We start from the raw sequence: 16,096 nt of genomic DNA on the forward strand, positions 1-16,096 counted from the left end.
ATGCGCGACAACCTATACGCAGACAGTTTAAACAAGGTTAAAGATTTCACATTTGACGAGTCCGTCGTTGAAGTTTTCCCTGACATGATACAACGCAGTGTACCAGGCTATTCCACTATGGTGAGCGCTATTGGTAAGCTTGCCCAACAATTCCAACAACCCAATAGTGCAGTCTATGACCTTGGCTGTTCATTGGGTGCAGCAACCTTATCGATGCGTAAGTATATCGACAAACCCAATTGTAAAATCATCGCATTAGATAACTCTGTGCCTATGGTCGAACGTTGCCGAAATAATATAAAAGCGTATAAATCAGATGTAGAAGTCATTGTTGATCTAGCCGATATACTTGAAGTAGAGCTACAACCCTGCTCATTTGTTGTGATGAATTTTACTCTGCAGTTTATCGAGCCGGAATTACGTTCAGTAGTATTATCAAAAATACATAATGCCTTATTACCCGGTGGCGCGTTTGTAATGTCTGAAAAATTAAAATGGGATGACAGCAAAATACACGACGCTATCAATAACTTGCATCTCGACTTTAAACGAGCGAACGGCTATAGCGAACTTGAAATCAGCCAAAAACGCTCAGCAATAGAAAACGTGATGAAAATTGATACTGAGCAAACCCATTTAGCACGATTGCAACAAGCTGGGTTTTCCAGCCAATCAATTTGGTATCAATGTTTTAACTTTGCCTCTTTTATTGCCATTAAAGCCTAACCGGAACACCAACATGACCCAACTATTTAATTCGTTTTACCAACAAATTGCGGGCAATCGACTGGCACCGTGGTTAGAAATTTTGCCTGCTCAAATCAATCACTGGTACAAAAATGCCCTTCATGGTGAATTTAAAGATTGGGTTAAAAACATTGATTTGTTGCCCCCTGTTGAGCCAAGTCAGGTCGACCTAGTCAATTCTGTTTCAGTTGGATCGACTGCAACAATGAATGATGGTTTAAAGAAAAAAACAACTCATCACTTAATGCAATTGAAGCCATGGCGCAAAGGGCCATATCAATTACACGGCATAAATGTCGATACGGAATGGCGCAGTGATTTTAAATGGCATCGACTAGCCCCTTTTATAAGTGATCTAACAGACCGATACGTATTAGATGTTGGTTGCGGAAGTGGCTACCATTTGTGGCGTATGCGCGGTGCTGGTGCTAAATTTGTGGTGGGCATAGATCCGACTCAACTATTTCTAGCTCAGTTTTGGGCTGTACAACACTTCATTCAAGATAAAGACGTAAACCTTCTACCGCTTGGCATAGATGATCTTCCAGCAATAAAAGGTTTTGATACCGTATTCTCAATGGGCGTATTGTATCACCGCAAATCACCTATGGACTTTTTGCAACAGCTTAAAAATCAATTAGTCAAAGGTGGTGAACTTGTTTTAGAAACACTTATCGTCGATGGTGACGAAACAACTGTTTTAGTTCCAGAAGACCGATATGCAAAAATGCGTAATGTTTGGTTTATCCCAAGCGCCAGTGCATTAGAATTGTGGCTAAAGAAAGTTGGGTTTAGTAATATTCGTTTGGTTAATATTGACCAAACAACTTTAGATGAACAAAGAAAAACAGATTGGATCGACACTGAGTCTCTCGAAGATTTCCTCGATCCGAGTGACCCTACAAAAACAATTGAAGGCTATCCAGCCCCTAAACGGGCAATTTTTATCGCCAATGCGTAAAAATTGAGGGCTATTTGGCCATTTTATCTTATAACTTGCGCGGTTTTGGTATAAAATCCCGCGCAATAGTCTATATACAATTTAGTGTACAAAACATCACCAAATTGCTTCACTCCATTTTGAGGAAACAACATTGAGCGACAATCAATCTCTTAGCTACAAAGACGCAGGTGTAGATATCGATGCAGGTAACCTGTTAGTTGAACGTATTAAAGGTGCGGTAAAACGTACGACTCGTCCAGAAGTTATGGGTGGTTTGGGTGGATTTGGTGGTTTATGTCAAATTCCTAAAGGTTACGATGAGCCCCTTCTTGTAGCGGGTAATGACGGCGTTGGCACAAAATTACGTTTAGCGATTGATCTTAAAAAACACGACACCGTTGGTATCGACTTAGTTGCGATGTGTGTGAATGACTTGATCGTACAAGGCGCAGAGCCTCTGTTTTTCCTTGATTACTACGCCACGGGTAAACTTAATGTAGATGTGGCTGCCGATGTTGTAAGTGGTATTGCAGACGGTTGTGTCATGTCAAACTGTGCATTGATTGGCGGCGAAACAGCTGAAATGCCAGGTATGTACGAAGGTGATGATTATGATCTCGCGGGCTTCTGTGTTGGTGTGGTAGAAAAGGCTAAAGTCATTGACGGCACCAAAGTTAAACCTGGTGATCAACTTATTGCCTTAGGTTCTTCTGGTCCTCATTCAAATGGTTATTCTTTAATTCGTAAAGTCATTGAAGTTTCAAAAGCAGACTTAAGCGCTGAATATGAAGGAAAACCTTTAGCTGACCATTTGATGGCCCCAACTAAAATATACGTTAAACCTGTATTGAAATTATTAGAAACCGTTGATGTTCATGCGCTTTCGCACATCACAGGTGGTGGATTCTGGGAAAATATTCCTCGCGTACTTCCGACGCAAACTAAAGCTGTAATTGATGGTGATTCGTGGCAGTGGCCAGCCGTGTTTAACTGGTTGCAAGATAATGGCAACATCGAAACACATGAAATGTATCGTACCTTTAACTGTGGTGTTGGCATGATCATCGCAGTTGACGAAGCCGACCTAGCGAACAGTATTGACATATTAACTGCTGCTGGCGAAAAAGCATGGCACATCGGATCAATTGCTTCTGCAAACGATAATGAAGAGCAAGTTGAGATTTCAGGTATTTAAATGTCATCAACTCAATCTACTACCGGTGCTGATGCGTCAGCACCGTCAATTGTTGTATTAATATCTGGCAGTGGCAGTAATCTTCAAGCCATAATCGACGCTTGTTTGCAAAACAAAATCGACGGCCACATAAATGCCGTGATTAGTAATAAAGCAGATGCTTACGGACTCGTCCGTGCAGCGCAAACTAACATTAATACGCATGTTGTAAGTCATAAAGACTTCGAATCTCGGGAACTATATGATCAAGCGTTAGTCGAAGTCATTGACCAATACCAACCACAAGTTGTTGTACTGGCCGGTTTTATGCGGATATTAACGGCAAACTTTGTAGAGCACTATAAAGGGAAACTGATCAATATCCACCCATCTTTATTACCTAAATATCAAGGCTTAAATACGCACCAAAGAGCTATTGACGCAGGTGATGAAGAACATGGTTGTAGTGTGCATTTTGTTACGGAAGAGCTCGACGGTGGGCCAGTTATCTTGCAAGCTAAGGTTCCTGTGTTTAGTGACGACGATGCCGACGACTTGGCACAACGAGTCCATGTTCAAGAACATTTAATCTATCCTATGGTGGTTAAATGGATGTGTGAAGACCGATTGAAAATGGCAACTGATGGTGCCTATTTAGATAATGAACGGCTCCCAATTCAAGGATATGCTTTTGATGATTAAGCGAGTTTACAACTTGGCGATAACAAGTTTGTTATTAGGATTATTTACCACGGCAATTGCAGCCGCCGAATTACCTGATGACAATACGATTAAGCCCTTTACGGCTATTTACGATATGTATCGTCAAGGTGATAAACTTGGTCAAGGGAGTCGCATTATGACGTCCCTTGGCGACAATAACTTTTCGATAGAGCTGACAAGCAACATTGAATGGTTAATATTTTCAGACCGTCGTTCAGAGTTAAGTATCTTCAATTATGTAGACGGTAAAGTTTCACCGCTGTCTTATTCTTACGAACGCAGTGGCACAGGTTCAGACAAAGAGCTGACAATCGAATTTCGTCAAAATAAAGATCTCATCGTTAAACCTGAAGCAAAACAATCTCCAGATAAATGGGAAGATGGTTGGTTAGACGAAATGTCACTGCATGTACAAATTCAAGCAGACCTGATTGCAGGTAAAACGGCTTTTGAATATAGCTTAATTTCAAATCGCGGAACGCTAAGAACCTATAAATTAGAAGTCATCGGACACGAAATTATTAGCACTGGCTTAGGTCGATTTAACGCAGTTAAAGTCGCTAGAGTTTACGACAAGCAAAAGTTTTATGCCCAGCATGCCTGGTTTGTTCCAGAGCTAAACTATACCCTTGCCCGTATGTGGAGAATGAAAAAAGGTGTAGAGCAATATGACTTAGTGATAAGTCAATATACTCAACACTAAGTCTACATCGCACCACCAAAGCTAATGTATTTGAACACCTAGTTTAAATAATACGTATTCTTCTGGGGCCAACTTTGTCCAACATTCATTGTCGGTTAGTGGCCTCGTTGCGATTACAGTTACAATATCATTTTCAGTTGTGACTTCGTTAAAGTTGACATTAAACTCTGTGTCGATCAGATTCGCCTCTCCAAATGGCGCACGACGGGTAATCCAACTCAAATTATTGCTGCAATACGCCAATAAATGCTCGCCATCAGATATCAATGCGTTGAAAACACCGTACTGATTCAACTGCTTACATAACCCAGCGATATATTTAAATACACTTTGCCAATTTCTCGGTTTTGTTTTGTATCGAGCCTTTAACTGATCCATTATCCAGCAAAATGCAAACTCACTGTCAGTATCCCCCACAGGATGAAACTGGGACAAGCGGAGTTTTTTATACCCCGACAACTGGCCATTGTGCGCAAAAGTAATATGCCTCCCCCAAAATTCGCGAATAAAAGGATGGGTATTTTCTAACTTTATCCCGCCTCTATTTGCTTGTCTTATATGGGAAATAACCGAACAACTTTTTATTGGGTAATCCATAACCAAGTTAGCAATTTTTGATTCAGCGCTGGGCCTTGGGTCTTTAAATGTTCGACACCCTTTTCCTTCGTAGAAAGTAATCCCCCAGCCGTCGGTATGAGGTCCTGTCTTACCGCCTCTTTGCACGAGTCCTGTAAAACTAAATACAATGTCAGTTGGCACGTTTGCCGACATCCCTAATAATTCGCACATAATATTTTAATCTCTACCTAAGTGATTGCAGATGATATCGTTCTTCGTTATAACTCTCATCCTAAAAGTAATTCCGTCAGATTAAAAGCGAGAATCATGACAGACACTAAATCAATTCGTACAACGCTCAGAGCAAGATTTAGGGCACTAAGGCAATCGTTATCGCCTAACGCTCAGCAACAGGCCAGTGAAGCCTTAGCTTTGGCCTGTAATAGCTTGTCCAAAAACACCCAAGTTGTTGCACTTTACTTACCAAACGATGGCGAAATTGATCCAACCTTAGCGATTAAACATTTATGGCAACACAATAAACATGTGTTATTACCGGTCATAGACCCAAACAATAAAGGTCATCTCATTTTCCAGCGTTATGAACAAGATACAAAATTACCCCTAAATCAATACGGCATTCCTGAACCTAAATATGACCCAGCTGAAATTGTCGATATCACGACGATTGATATCATCTTTATGCCACTCGTTGGATTTGACTCACAGGGCAATAGACTCGGCATGGGTGGCGGTTATTATGACCGAACATTAAGCGCCGTCGCACCACACAAGCCAGTTCTTATAGGCCTCGCGCATGATTGCCAGCAAGTTGATAGGCTTCCTGTTGAAGTCTGGGACATACCTTTGCATATCATTTTAACGCCAAGCCAAAAATTAATCACAAAACACGGTGAAAAGTTATTCGAGCTACCGTTATAATACGCTTTACTTAGTACATAATAAGCCCACAATGAAAGCTCATTAACAGCCTACAATCTGGAACAAAAATGACACAAGATGAATTAAAAAAAGCCGCGGCTTATGCAGCCCTCGATTTTATTGAACCTGATACGATTGTCGGCGTTGGCACAGGCTCCACTGTAAATCACTTTATCGACGCCTTAGCCACTATTAAGAACAAAATTACTGGTGCCATTTCAAGTTCAGATGCATCCACTAAAAAGTTAAAGGATTACGGAATCGAAGTTTTCGACTTAAATGAAGTTTCCTATATAGATGTGTACGTCGACGGTGCGGATGAGATCAATTCTGATAAGGCTATGATAAAAGGGGGCGGTGCTGCCTTAACTCGTGAAAAAATTGTCGCAGCCGTTGCTCGAAAATTTGTTTGTATCGTAGACAACACAAAACAGGTTCGATTTCTTGGCGAGTTTCCTCTACCAGTTGAAGTCATTCCAATGGCTCGCAGCTACGTTGCCCGTGAGATTGTCAAACTTGGTGGTGACCCGGTTTATCGTGACGGTGTTGTTACCGACAACGGCAATGTGATCTTAGATGTCTTCAACATGAAAATAGCGCAACCAAGAAAACTTGAAGAACAATTGAATAATATCGTCGGTGTTGTGACCAATGGATTGTTTGCCCATCGCTGCGCTGATGTCGTGATCGTTGGTAATCCCGATGGCGTCGAAATTCTATCCTAATATTTGCTATCGCTAATTCGTCTTTAACTAAAGTTGTTCAAAGGTGTAAATTATTTTGAAATACGCATTAGAATTTCTAATTTATACCAATAAATTACTTTATTAAAGACGCAAAATAGAGTATTAATTCTAAATTAAGTCAATTTCTTCACCGTGGGGACAAATAAAAGAATGAGCAACGTATCACTAGCCAAAGATAAAATTAAGATATTACTACTTGAAGGTTTACACCAAAGTTCAGTAGATACACTTAAAGCACAGGGCTACAACAATATTGAATCCCTTAAAACGTCTCTTCCAGAGGATGAGTTGATCGAGAAGATCAAAGACGTTCATTTCATTGGTATTCGTTCTCGCACACAATTGACTAAAAATGTATTTGCTCACGCTAAGAAACTAGTCTCTGTTGGATGTTTTTGTATTGGTACAAATCAGGTTGACTTAAAAGCGGCTAAAGAAAAAGGCATCGTGGTTTTTAACGCGCCCTTCTCTAATACCCGTTCGGTTGCCGAGTTAGTTTTAGGTGAAATTCTTTTACTTATCCGTGGCGTTCCAGAAAAAAGTGCTAAAGCGCACCGTGGAGAATGGAATAAGTCTGCTGTTGGCTCATTTGAAGCTCGTGGTAAAACACTTGGTATCGTTGGTTACGGTCACATTGGTACTCAGCTCGGTATTATGGCTGAAAATATTGGTATGAAAGTCCAATATTTTGATATTGAAACTAAGTTAAGTCTTGGTAACTCTTCGCAAGTCGCATCAATGCAAGAATTGCTAAATACGTCTGATGTCATTTCACTTCATGTTCCTGAAACTGTGCAAACCCAAAACATGTTTGGTGCTGCAGAATTCGAACAAATGAAACAAGGCGCTATTTTCATTAACGCATCTCGTGGAACAGTTGTTGATATTGACGCATTGGCTGAAGCTATCAAAGGCAAAAAATTATCTGGTGCAGCAATAGACGTATTCCCTGTTGAACCAAAATCAAATGATGAAGAGTTTGTCTCACCACTTCGTGGATTAGACAATGTTATCTTAACGCCACATGTTGGGGGATCAACTCAAGAAGCCCAGGAAAACATTGGCATCGAAGTCGCTGGAAAAATGGCAAAATATTCAGACAATGGTTCAACCCTTAGCGCGGTAAACTTCCCTGAAGTATCCTTACCTGAACATACGGGTCGAAGCCGCCTGTTGCATCTTCATAAAAACCAACCTGGTGTTTTAACAAAGATAAATGAAGCATTTGCTAAACACAATATCAATATCGCGGCTCAGTATTTACAAACTGACGACACTTTAGGTTATGTTGTTATCGACATTGACGCCGATGATCGTAAAGTGGCTCTTAAAGAACTAAAAGCCATCGAAGGTACAGTTAAAGCTCGTATACTTCACTAAGCATTCGCTCTCGCCAACCAAAAATGACGATAAAATTAAGCCGAGTTTTTTAACTCGGCTTTTTTATTTGTAAAAATTTTCAAGTGGTACTTTACACTAGTAGTATTTACTGTATATTTAAACAGTCTTTTGTTTAAATAATCTACATCAGGAGTTTACTATGGCTGTTGCAACCCAATATGTTGTGATCCGTACGACTAGACAAAATGAGGAGCAAGAAGTAATGACATTTACCGACAAGCGTGCCGCTGACGATTACGACAAAATGTTAGATATGGCAGACGGCATGTTTGAACTTCTGCATAATTCAGACGTAACCTTGTCTGAAGAACAATGTGAAGAACTCAGTATTTTTCTTGCCAAAGAGCGCGAAGAGGTTCTTATAGCCCTTCAAGCGAAGAAAAAACCAGTGCCAAAAAAAAGTGAAAAATCAGTAAAGGCGAAAGCCACTGATAAAAATCAGGCAGATTTACTAGACGAAGAGCAGATCAGTAATCAGAGTTTGTCAGACACTTTAATCGTTAAAAAAGACAGTAAAAATAAACAAAGCAAGCCGGTTGCTGAAACAGACAGCGACGACAAACTTGTCGATTTTGTTATAGAAAAAGACGAAGCTGCTTGATATTTAATTGATTTAACTCCATAAAGAGCCAATTAATTTAGTTTAACGCGTCTCTTGTGGAGTTTAACCTTGAATAAAAGTCTTTTAACAAACCTAATTGCATTTGTCGCCTGTGTAATTGGATGGCAATTTTCTATTGAATGGCTATTTATTACCGCGCTATTTGCTTTGTCTGGTGCAGTTACTAACTGGCTAGCTGTACATATGTTATTTGAAAAAATACCGGGGCTATATGGCTCTGGTGTTGTGCAAGTTAAGTTTAAACAGTTTAAAAACGGTATCCAAACATTAATAATGGAGCAGTTTTTTACAGAAGAAAACTTATCTAAGTTTATGTCTGAGCAAAATACCTCTCCACAACCAGCTGGTTTTGATCTAAAGCCGATCATCGAAGATGTTGACCTATCCCCCGCTTTTGACTCTCTCATTGTTACAATTCAAAACAGTTCATTTGGTAGCATGTTAGGTATGCTTGGTGGTGTAGAAGCGCTAGCACCAATGCGTGAACCATTTGTCGAAAACTTAAAAACATCAATAGTAGAAATTAGTCAAACAGATGATTTTCAACAAAAGCTGTTAACTAACCTATCTGATCCGCAGCACATGTCAGATATAAAACAAAAGGTAGATGCCGTTGTCAGCCAACGTCTTGATGAATTAACGCCGCAAATGGTGAAAACAATCATCCAAGATATGATCCGTACACATTTAGGTTGGTTGGTCGTGTGGGGTGGTGTTTTTGGCGGCTTAATAGGCTTTGGTGCGCACTTAGCCGGTATTTAAATACCGGCTAAAACCAGCAACCTCATATTAGTAGCCTAAAAGCTAATATAGTCTCGTTGCTGGCGTTTACCTATCGTTCTTCATTATGGTTTGGACTAACGACGTAAATCTAGTCGATTTGACTCTTGCAACCATCGCATATATTCAATAAATGGCATTGGTTTTGAGTAGAAATACCCTTGGCCAATGAGTCCTTCATAGTCTTTAAGCATATTTGCGACAACTTCTGTCTCAATACCTTCTGCAACAGCTTTGACTTTCAGTCGGCTTGCTAACGTAATTGTCATGTCAGTAATTGTTTGGTTCCGCTCCGACACATCAATATTCATAAAACATTTATCAATTTTTAATTCATGGAATGGTAACTGCGACAAATAGTCTAGGCTCGAATAACCTGTACCGAAGTCATCGATAGCAATTTTAAATCCTTGTTCGTATAAATCGGTCAGAATACGTTTGGCTAATTTAGGATCTTCTGCTGTCGCTGATTCGGTTAATTCAAAAATGATTGATGCCGGTGGGATACTAAAACGACTGACTGTTGTTAAAATATGCGCGACGAGACTATTATCATTTAAATCTTTACCCGAAATATTAATCGATACTGTGTGTTCAAATCCTAATTTCAGCAGTTTACTATGCTGCGATAACCCACGCTCAATTACCCATTCAGTCACTTGATGAATAACACCGGTTTCTTCTGCAATATCGATAATATAATCTGGTGGGATAAAGCCCATTTCAGGGTGCATCCAACGTAATAACAATTCACTACCGACAACGTCTCCAGTGGCAATATGGATCTGTGGTTGGTGGTATAATTCTAAATCGTCATCTTCTATCGCTTTCTGTAATTCCGCAGCTAACGCGAATCTTTTGTGCATATCATCAGACCGAGATTGATCAAACTTAACCCAACTCAAGTCATTGTTTTTTGTCGCACGAATCGCCTGATAGGCGGAAATTAGTAATTTATCTCTTTCTTTAATATCGGTAGGGTAATTCACCATACCGGCAACGCAGCTGACTGATAGTGAAACGCCATTTATTTCAATTAAAGAAGAAACCCCTTCTTGTATCGTCAAAAAGTTGTAGTTAAGTGCCTCATCATCTAACTCTCCCATAAAGAGAATTGCAAAGTTAGAATCTGAAATTCGAGCGATATTGTATTGCTCTGCTTGGCTATCGACTTCATCAAAAAAATGTGTGGTGCTAAAACCTTTTGCGTAATCGGCAACATTTTTAAATAAAGTTTTAAAAAACGTATTTGCACTTTCTATCCCTAAAGCAGGAATGATTTCTTTTGCTTGAGGTACTTCAAACACAGCAAGACTGAATGGAACGCGGGCATCAACTAGCTTTTTCAAGGCTTTCTCCAATGCCAACGAATTAGGCAATCCGGTCACACCGTCGTGATGCATTCGGTACTCCTTATCAATTTCATTAGCACGGAATCTGTCCATCAATGCCACAGACATAATGCATATTTCAGCTAATACCCCTAAAACAGCGCCATTTCGCGTGACAAAGTTGTACGGCACACCACCATTAAAGGCTGCAACGCCAACCCCTACTCCCACAAATAAAGGAAGCCAACTCGCAATATAATATTTAACCCACAACATTTTACTTTTGACGCAATTCATTATCAAAATGACGGCATAGCAATAAACACTCGCCACTGCAGCAAAATAATAAGGTGTTAATGTGGCTTCAGTAAAAACAAAACCACTTGCGGCAAAAACAAACATCAGTGACGACAATTTTCGGCCTAAATTAATAAACCAAGGTTCAATCTTATCCATTCTCAAAAAGGAAATCGCAAATCGGATAGCAAACGCTAACCCACAAAAATGCGAAATCATGAGATGCTGATTAAACCACTGGGCAATACTGATAGGCAGTATGTAAAAAATAAAGCCGTTTATTAGGGATAATGTAAAACACGCAAAAAATACATAACCGATGTAGTTCATGTAAGACGTATCGCCTATACCTCTGAACATAAAGAAGTTATAGATGATCATGATCAAGGATACGCCAAGAAACGATCCCAAAAGTAAAAATTGCGCGGTACTTCTAAAAATTGAATCTTTAATTGGCTCGATGATTATTGGACTTGCACTGGCACCATTGGTTTGAACATGGATGTATATTGATTTAGTACCATCGAATAGTTTAAAGATGTTAATTTGAGGGACGACATAATCAAGAGTTAAGTCGTTAGTGGACTTATCTCCAAGATGGCGTTCATCAATTACATTACCATTTTCAATTAGATAAAATGAAATCGTATCTAATGTAGGGTTATCGACGGTAACGGCAAAGGCTTGGTCAATTGGTGCGGCAAAGTCGTTGAGGCTCAATCGGTACCATACGGAAAAATCGAGCGACTGTGGTTTATGCATATGAACTTTACTATCAGCAAACATCCCTACAGGGAGTCTCTGAATTTGTTCAATGTTTAAAGGACTTGTGGAGTCATCAACGTATAATATATCAATGCTATTACTAAGATCCGTGCCGTCGATTGCGACTATGTCGTTAGCAAAGCTTGAACTTAATGTTAATAAAAATATTAAGGCTGCGAGTAAATATCCACCTTTGTATCTTTCCAATCGTTTTATGACCAAAGTCAACTCCGTTTGCCTCTCGCAAGCATCAATTTCAACACGTTTAATAGTTACAGTTTAGAACAGTTAAAAATAATTGAAATGATTTTTTCTAAAAATCAAAGCTTTGATTTCACTTCGATTTTTAGAAATGCACTTGGCGTTTATCCTAAAGACTTTTCGTCTCGGTCAATACGACTCGCAATTGCTCCGTCCTGGTCTTTGTATTTTGCATCTATTCGCGAACGATACGGGTTAGCCGCAGGTCCTGATAAGGTTTCAAAGCTAAGTGCGCCAATCTTCATATGCGGCTTTAATGCCAATGGCAATTTACCTGAATTGTAGAATTCTAGTACGATATTACCTGACCAGCCTGGATCTATGCGGTGAGCCGTTACGTGCACCATTAATCCTAAACGGGCTAATGAAGAACGGCCATCTAACCAACCAACAAGGTTGTCTGGTATCGTGATAGATTCATGTGTCATCGCTAATGCAAGTTGTCCAGGGTGAAGAAAAAACGCTTTTTCCTCACTAATAATAATTTCGTCACTCATTATCGATTCAAGCGCTTTTTCAGTCTCAGCTTTCGGACCACTTAAATCAATGTAAGGCGCGGCATGATCTTGGAATACACGAAAGCGATTTCCTAACGTTAAATCGACAGTAACCCCGGTGATATAATCGTCCGAAGGTCTAGGCGAAATGGCAATAAGCCCCTCGTTTAAATGATTGATTATGTCGGTATCGCAAAGACGCATGAGTTTTTTCCTATTGGGTATTGGCTGTTACGCCAGCGTAATAATTTGTTGAGTCTGTTTAGACAGTTGCATCATAAGTGAAAATGCCAATTGCTGGTACTCTTTATCTTCATTTTCTGACATTACAAACGGTACACCTGAATCGCCAGAACTACGTACTAATGGATTTAACGGCAATTCAGCTAACAAAGGGACGTTATGATTAGACGCACACTTTTCGCCACCACCTGTACCAAAAAGATGATGGATATGGCCACAATTATCACAAACAAATTGACTCATATTTTCGACAACGCCAAGCACCGGAGTAGCAACTTTTTGAAACATCTCAATGCCTTTTTCAGCGTCAGCCAACGCCACATTTTGTGGTGTTGTGACGATTAATGCTCCGTCACACTTAACGTTTTCTGACATCGTCAGTTGTATATCACCAGTTCCCGGCGGCATATCAACTAATAAGATATCTAACTCAGGCCAATTAGTCTCGTTGACGACCTGCATCAAAGCGCGTGATGCCATCGGTCCTCGCCAGATTGCCGCTTTGTCTTTTGGAATAAGAAAACCTATAGAATTGAGCGCGACGTCAAACTTAACATGTGGTTCCATCGTTTTTTCATCTTTCGTGGTAACCGATTCCCCTTCCAAACCAAACATCATTGGCATCGATGGCCCATAAATATCCGCGTCAAGCACACCGACTTTGTGGCCTAATTTGGCCAAGGTTACAGCTAAATTTGTTGTAACCGTTGATTTACCCACTCCGCCTTTACCAGACGCAACCGCGACGATACTTTTAACGCCGCTGACGTTTGAATGATTTCCTACCGTTGGCTTGTAGACATATTCAACATGGGGATAAATATCGTTTACGTACTCTGCCAAAAATGTTGATACTGTTGCAGATTCGAAAGGCAATGACACGACTAATCTTTTGCCTTTTTGCTCAATTTCGATCTGACCAAAAATCCCCTTAGGAAACCATTTGTTGTTAACTGATTTGAGTCTATCTCGTATCTGATTTTTTTGTTCAGAGAGATCTTTACCGGTAAATAGTTTAGTTAGATTCATTTTATTCAATTTCTAGGTGTATAGATGGGTGCATATTGAGGCTAAATTATGTAACATCACGGCTTTGATTAGTAGTGTTAACTGCACTATCTTTTTTCTACTTATTAAGTCCGCCTGACCACAGGCCACTAAAGGTTTTTTCAACATTATGACAGCGACTCGCAAAATCCTTATTACGAGTGCATTACCATACGCAAATGGTTCTTTGCACTTAGGCCATTTGATGGAATATGTGCAAACCGATATTTGGTACCGTTTCCAAAAAGCACAGGGTAACGAATGTTATTACGTTTGTGCCGATGATGCGCACGGCACACCTATTATGTTAAGGGCACAACAACAGGGCATAGCTCCTGAAGATATGGTTGCTGAAGTTCGAAAAGAACGAATTCAAGACTTTGCCGACTTCCATATCGAGTTTGACAATTATCATAGTACGCATAGCGATGAAAACCGCGAGCTTGCTTCATTAATTTATAACAAACTAAACGATGCGGGTTATATCGCTCGTCGTTCGATTAGTCAGCTGTTTGATCCTGAAAAAGAAATGTTTTTGCCAGACCGTTTTGTAACCGGAACTTGTCCTAAATGTGATTCACCAGATCAAAATGGTGATAACTGTGACAAGTGCGGCGCTACATACGGTCCAGTAGATTTAAAAAATCCTAAGTCGGCTATTTCTGGTGCAACACCTGTACTGAAAGATTCTGAACATTACTTTTTTGACCTGCCAAAATTTGAGCCTATGTTAAAAGAATGGTTGCACAGCGGCAGCATTCAAGCCGAAATGGCAAACAAATTAGAAGAGTGGTTTGAGCAAGGACTACAACAGTGGGACATCAGCCGCGACGCGCCATATTTTGGATTTGAAATTCCAAATGCGCCGGGCAAATATTTTTATGTCTGGCTTGACGCACCAATCGGTTACATGGCCAGTTTCAAAAATTATTGTGATAATAACAATGTAAATTTTGATGAGTTTTGGCAAGCGGATTCAGAGGCTGAGCTATACCATTTTATAGGTAAAGACATCATCTATTTCCACAGCCTATTTTGGCCTGCTATGTTAGAAGGCGCAAACTTCCGCAAACCGACTAATGTATTTGCCCACGGGTTTGTTACGGTTAACGGCGAAAAAATGTCTAAATCTCGTGGCACGTTTATTAAAGCAAGAACGTACCTAGACCACCTCAATCCAGAATATCTTCGCTATTATTTTGCGGCGAAACTCAATAGCGGGATCACCGACCTAGATCTTAATCTTGACGACTTTGGCCAGAAAGTGAATTCAGACTTAATAGGTAAAGTAGTTAACATCGCAAGTCGATGTGCCGGCTTTATTAAAAAACGCTTTGAAGGTCAGTTGTCGGCCACTATCGACAGCCCAGAATTATTGCTTGAGTTCCAACAAGCCAAAGCATCTATTACAGCAAACTATGAAAACCGCGAATTTGCAAAAGCAATCCGCGAAATCATGGCGTTGGCAGATAAAGCCAATAAATACATTGACGAAAAGGCACCATGGGTAACCGTTAAAGATGAAAACCTGCAGCAACAAACACAAGATGTTTGTTCTATGGGGATTAATCTATTTAGAATTTTGATGATCTATCTTAAACCGGTATTACCAGCGATGGCGAAAGAAGTTGAAACATTCTTGAATAACGAGCTTACTTTTGACGGCGTAGACGCACCACTTGTTAGCCACGAAATCAACAAATTTAAAGCTTTAATGCAACGTGTCGACATGGACAAAGTTGCTGCAATGGTTGAAGATTCAAAAGAAAGCTTAGCTGCAACGCAACCTGTAAAAACAGGACCATTAGCAGATGACCCAATTGCCGATGAAATTGAGTTTGACGACTTTGCCAAAATTGACCTTCGTATTGCTAAAATTATAAAGGCGGAACATGTTGAAGGCGCAGAAAAACTGTTGAAGTTCCAACTTGATATTGGTGGTGAGACACGCCAAATTCTATCTGGTATTAAGGCTGCTTATTCGCCTGAAGATTTAGAAGGAAAACTAACCGTTGTCGTGGCGAATCTGAAACCACGAAAAATGCGATTTGGTATGTCTGAAGGCATGATCTTAGCGGCCGGACCTGGTGGCAAAGAGTTGTGGATATTAGAACCACACGAAGGCGCCCAGCCTGGTATGCGAGTTATGTAGCTTGTATAAATAAATATTAGAGCCAGCCGTCGTGCTGGCTTTTTTGTATTAGACTGCAAATTGTCAAGCCAACTGCCTCAAACGCTAATACCATTTTGGTTAAATATCTGATCTAATATGGCTAGGTTCATCATAGAGGAATATTCGAAAATTGGCTCATACAT

At 40.1% G+C, this 16,096-nt stretch carries 15 protein-coding genes; 11 read left to right on the top strand and 4 right to left on the bottom strand.

Features of this window, described 5'->3' with window-relative positions; genetic code table 11:
• The 5 genes from cmoA to Q4575_RS18775 all read left to right on the top strand — a co-directional run bounded on the left by cmoA (nt 1) and on the right by Q4575_RS18775 (nt 4,290).
• Nucleotides 1-726, top strand: a complete 726-nt coding sequence (gene cmoA / locus Q4575_RS18755; RefSeq protein ID WP_303523844.1) for a carboxy-S-adenosyl-L-methionine synthase CmoA — start codon at nt 1-3, stop codon at nt 724-726.
• Between the two features lie 13 nt (nt 727-739).
• The gene (cmoB, locus tag Q4575_RS18760) at nt 740-1,708 is read left to right on the top strand and encodes a tRNA 5-methoxyuridine(34)/uridine 5-oxyacetic acid(34) synthase CmoB (protein WP_303523845.1); all 969 of its coding nucleotides are present in this window, start codon (nt 740-742) and stop codon (nt 1,706-1,708) included.
• A 133-nt stretch (nt 1,709-1,841) separates the two neighbouring features.
• On the top strand, nt 1,842-2,885 hold the full coding sequence (purM, locus tag Q4575_RS18765; protein ID WP_215965051.1) for a phosphoribosylformylglycinamidine cyclo-ligase: 1,044 nt from the start codon (nt 1,842-1,844) through the stop codon (nt 2,883-2,885).
• Nucleotides 2,886-3,566: a phosphoribosylglycinamide formyltransferase gene (purN, locus tag Q4575_RS18770; protein ID WP_215965052.1), complete on the top strand. Its 681-nt coding sequence runs from the start codon at nt 2,886-2,888 to the stop codon at nt 3,564-3,566.
• Nucleotides 3,559-4,290: a DUF3108 domain-containing protein gene (locus tag Q4575_RS18775; RefSeq protein ID WP_303523846.1), complete on the top strand. Its 732-nt coding sequence runs from the start codon at nt 3,559-3,561 to the stop codon at nt 4,288-4,290. Before purN ends, Q4575_RS18775 begins: the two co-directional genes overlap by 8 nt.
• Nucleotides 4,291-4,311: 21 nt before the next feature.
• On the opposite strand, the gene Q4575_RS18780 is transcribed toward Q4575_RS18775, so the two are convergent.
• A complete protein-coding gene (locus Q4575_RS18780) occupies nt 4,312-5,079 on the bottom strand; it encodes a class II glutamine amidotransferase (protein WP_303523847.1) in 768 nt (255 codons plus the stop codon).
• A gap of 96 nt (nt 5,080-5,175) precedes the next feature.
• Between Q4575_RS18780 and Q4575_RS18785 the strand changes: the two genes are divergently transcribed.
• The 5 genes from Q4575_RS18785 (at nt 5,176) to Q4575_RS18805 (ending at nt 9,321) form a co-directional block, all read left to right on the top strand.
• A complete protein-coding gene (locus tag Q4575_RS18785; protein ID WP_215965055.1) occupies nt 5,176-5,790 on the top strand; it encodes a 5-formyltetrahydrofolate cyclo-ligase in 615 nt (204 codons plus the stop codon).
• A 68-nt stretch (nt 5,791-5,858) separates the two neighbouring features.
• Nucleotides 5,859-6,515: a ribose-5-phosphate isomerase RpiA gene (rpiA, locus tag Q4575_RS18790; protein ID WP_303523848.1), complete on the top strand. Its 657-nt coding sequence runs from the start codon at nt 5,859-5,861 to the stop codon at nt 6,513-6,515.
• Between the two features lie 171 nt (nt 6,516-6,686).
• Nucleotides 6,687-7,916: a phosphoglycerate dehydrogenase gene (serA, locus tag Q4575_RS18795; protein WP_303523849.1), complete on the top strand. Its 1,230-nt coding sequence runs from the start codon at nt 6,687-6,689 to the stop codon at nt 7,914-7,916.
• 160 nt (nt 7,917-8,076) lie between these two features.
• Nucleotides 8,077-8,538, top strand: a complete 462-nt coding sequence (locus Q4575_RS18800; RefSeq protein WP_303523850.1) for a YebG family protein — start codon at nt 8,077-8,079, stop codon at nt 8,536-8,538.
• Nucleotides 8,539-8,607: 69 nt separating this feature from the next.
• Nucleotides 8,608-9,321 carry a DUF445 domain-containing protein gene (locus Q4575_RS18805; RefSeq protein ID WP_303523851.1) on the top strand — a complete coding sequence of 238 codons (714 nt, stop codon included), beginning with the start codon at nt 8,608-8,610 and terminating at the stop codon, nt 9,319-9,321.
• 95 nt (nt 9,322-9,416) lie between these two features.
• On the opposite strand, the gene Q4575_RS18810 is transcribed toward Q4575_RS18805, so the two are convergent.
• The 3 genes from Q4575_RS18810 to Q4575_RS18820 form a co-directional block, all read right to left on the bottom strand.
• Entirely contained in the window at nt 9,417-11,954 is a 2,538-nt protein-coding gene (locus Q4575_RS18810; RefSeq protein ID WP_303523852.1) for an EAL domain-containing protein, read from the bottom strand.
• A 143-nt stretch (nt 11,955-12,097) separates the two neighbouring features.
• Nucleotides 12,098-12,694 carry a dCTP deaminase gene (gene dcd / locus Q4575_RS18815; protein ID WP_215965061.1) on the bottom strand — a complete coding sequence of 199 codons (597 nt, stop codon included), beginning with the start codon at nt 12,692-12,694 and terminating at the stop codon, nt 12,098-12,100.
• Between the two features lie 27 nt (nt 12,695-12,721).
• A complete protein-coding gene (locus Q4575_RS18820) occupies nt 12,722-13,762 on the bottom strand; it encodes an Mrp/NBP35 family ATP-binding protein (RefSeq protein ID WP_215965062.1) in 1,041 nt (346 codons plus the stop codon).
• Between the two features lie 148 nt (nt 13,763-13,910).
• Between Q4575_RS18820 and metG the strand changes: the two genes are divergently transcribed.
• Entirely contained in the window at nt 13,911-15,932 is a 2,022-nt protein-coding gene (gene metG, locus Q4575_RS18825; RefSeq protein WP_303523853.1) for a methionine--tRNA ligase, read from the top strand.
• The last annotated feature ends 164 nt before the right edge of the window (nt 15,933-16,096 follow it).

Source organism: Psychrosphaera sp. 1_MG-2023, assembly GCF_030548245.1.
GTDB lineage: Bacteria > Pseudomonadota > Gammaproteobacteria > Enterobacterales > Alteromonadaceae > Psychrosphaera > Psychrosphaera algicola.

Coding starts and splice junctions, on each gene's coding strand:
- Q4575_RS18800 (WP_303523850.1), top strand. CDS start 8,077: ATGGCTGTTGCAACCCAATATGTTGTGATCCGTACGACTAGACAAAAT.
- dcd (WP_215965061.1), bottom strand. CDS start 12,694: ATGCGTCTTTGCGATACCGACATAATCAATCATTTAAACGAGGGGCTT.
- Q4575_RS18785 (WP_215965055.1), top strand. CDS start 5,176: ATGACAGACACTAAATCAATTCGTACAACGCTCAGAGCAAGATTTAGG.
- metG (WP_303523853.1), top strand. CDS start 13,911: ATGACAGCGACTCGCAAAATCCTTATTACGAGTGCATTACCATACGCA.
- Q4575_RS18775 (WP_303523846.1), top strand. CDS start 3,559: ATGATTAAGCGAGTTTACAACTTGGCGATAACAAGTTTGTTATTAGGA.
- rpiA (WP_303523848.1), top strand. CDS start 5,859: ATGACACAAGATGAATTAAAAAAAGCCGCGGCTTATGCAGCCCTCGAT.
- serA (WP_303523849.1), top strand. CDS start 6,687: ATGAGCAACGTATCACTAGCCAAAGATAAAATTAAGATATTACTACTT.
- cmoA (WP_303523844.1), top strand. CDS start 1: ATGCGCGACAACCTATACGCAGACAGTTTAAACAAGGTTAAAGATTTC.
- purN (WP_215965052.1), top strand. CDS start 2,886: ATGTCATCAACTCAATCTACTACCGGTGCTGATGCGTCAGCACCGTCA.
- Q4575_RS18780 (WP_303523847.1), bottom strand. CDS start 5,079: ATGTGCGAATTATTAGGGATGTCGGCAAACGTGCCAACTGACATTGTA.
- cmoB (WP_303523845.1), top strand. CDS start 740: ATGACCCAACTATTTAATTCGTTTTACCAACAAATTGCGGGCAATCGA.
- Q4575_RS18820 (WP_215965062.1), bottom strand. CDS start 13,762: ATGAATCTAACTAAACTATTTACCGGTAAAGATCTCTCTGAACAAAAA.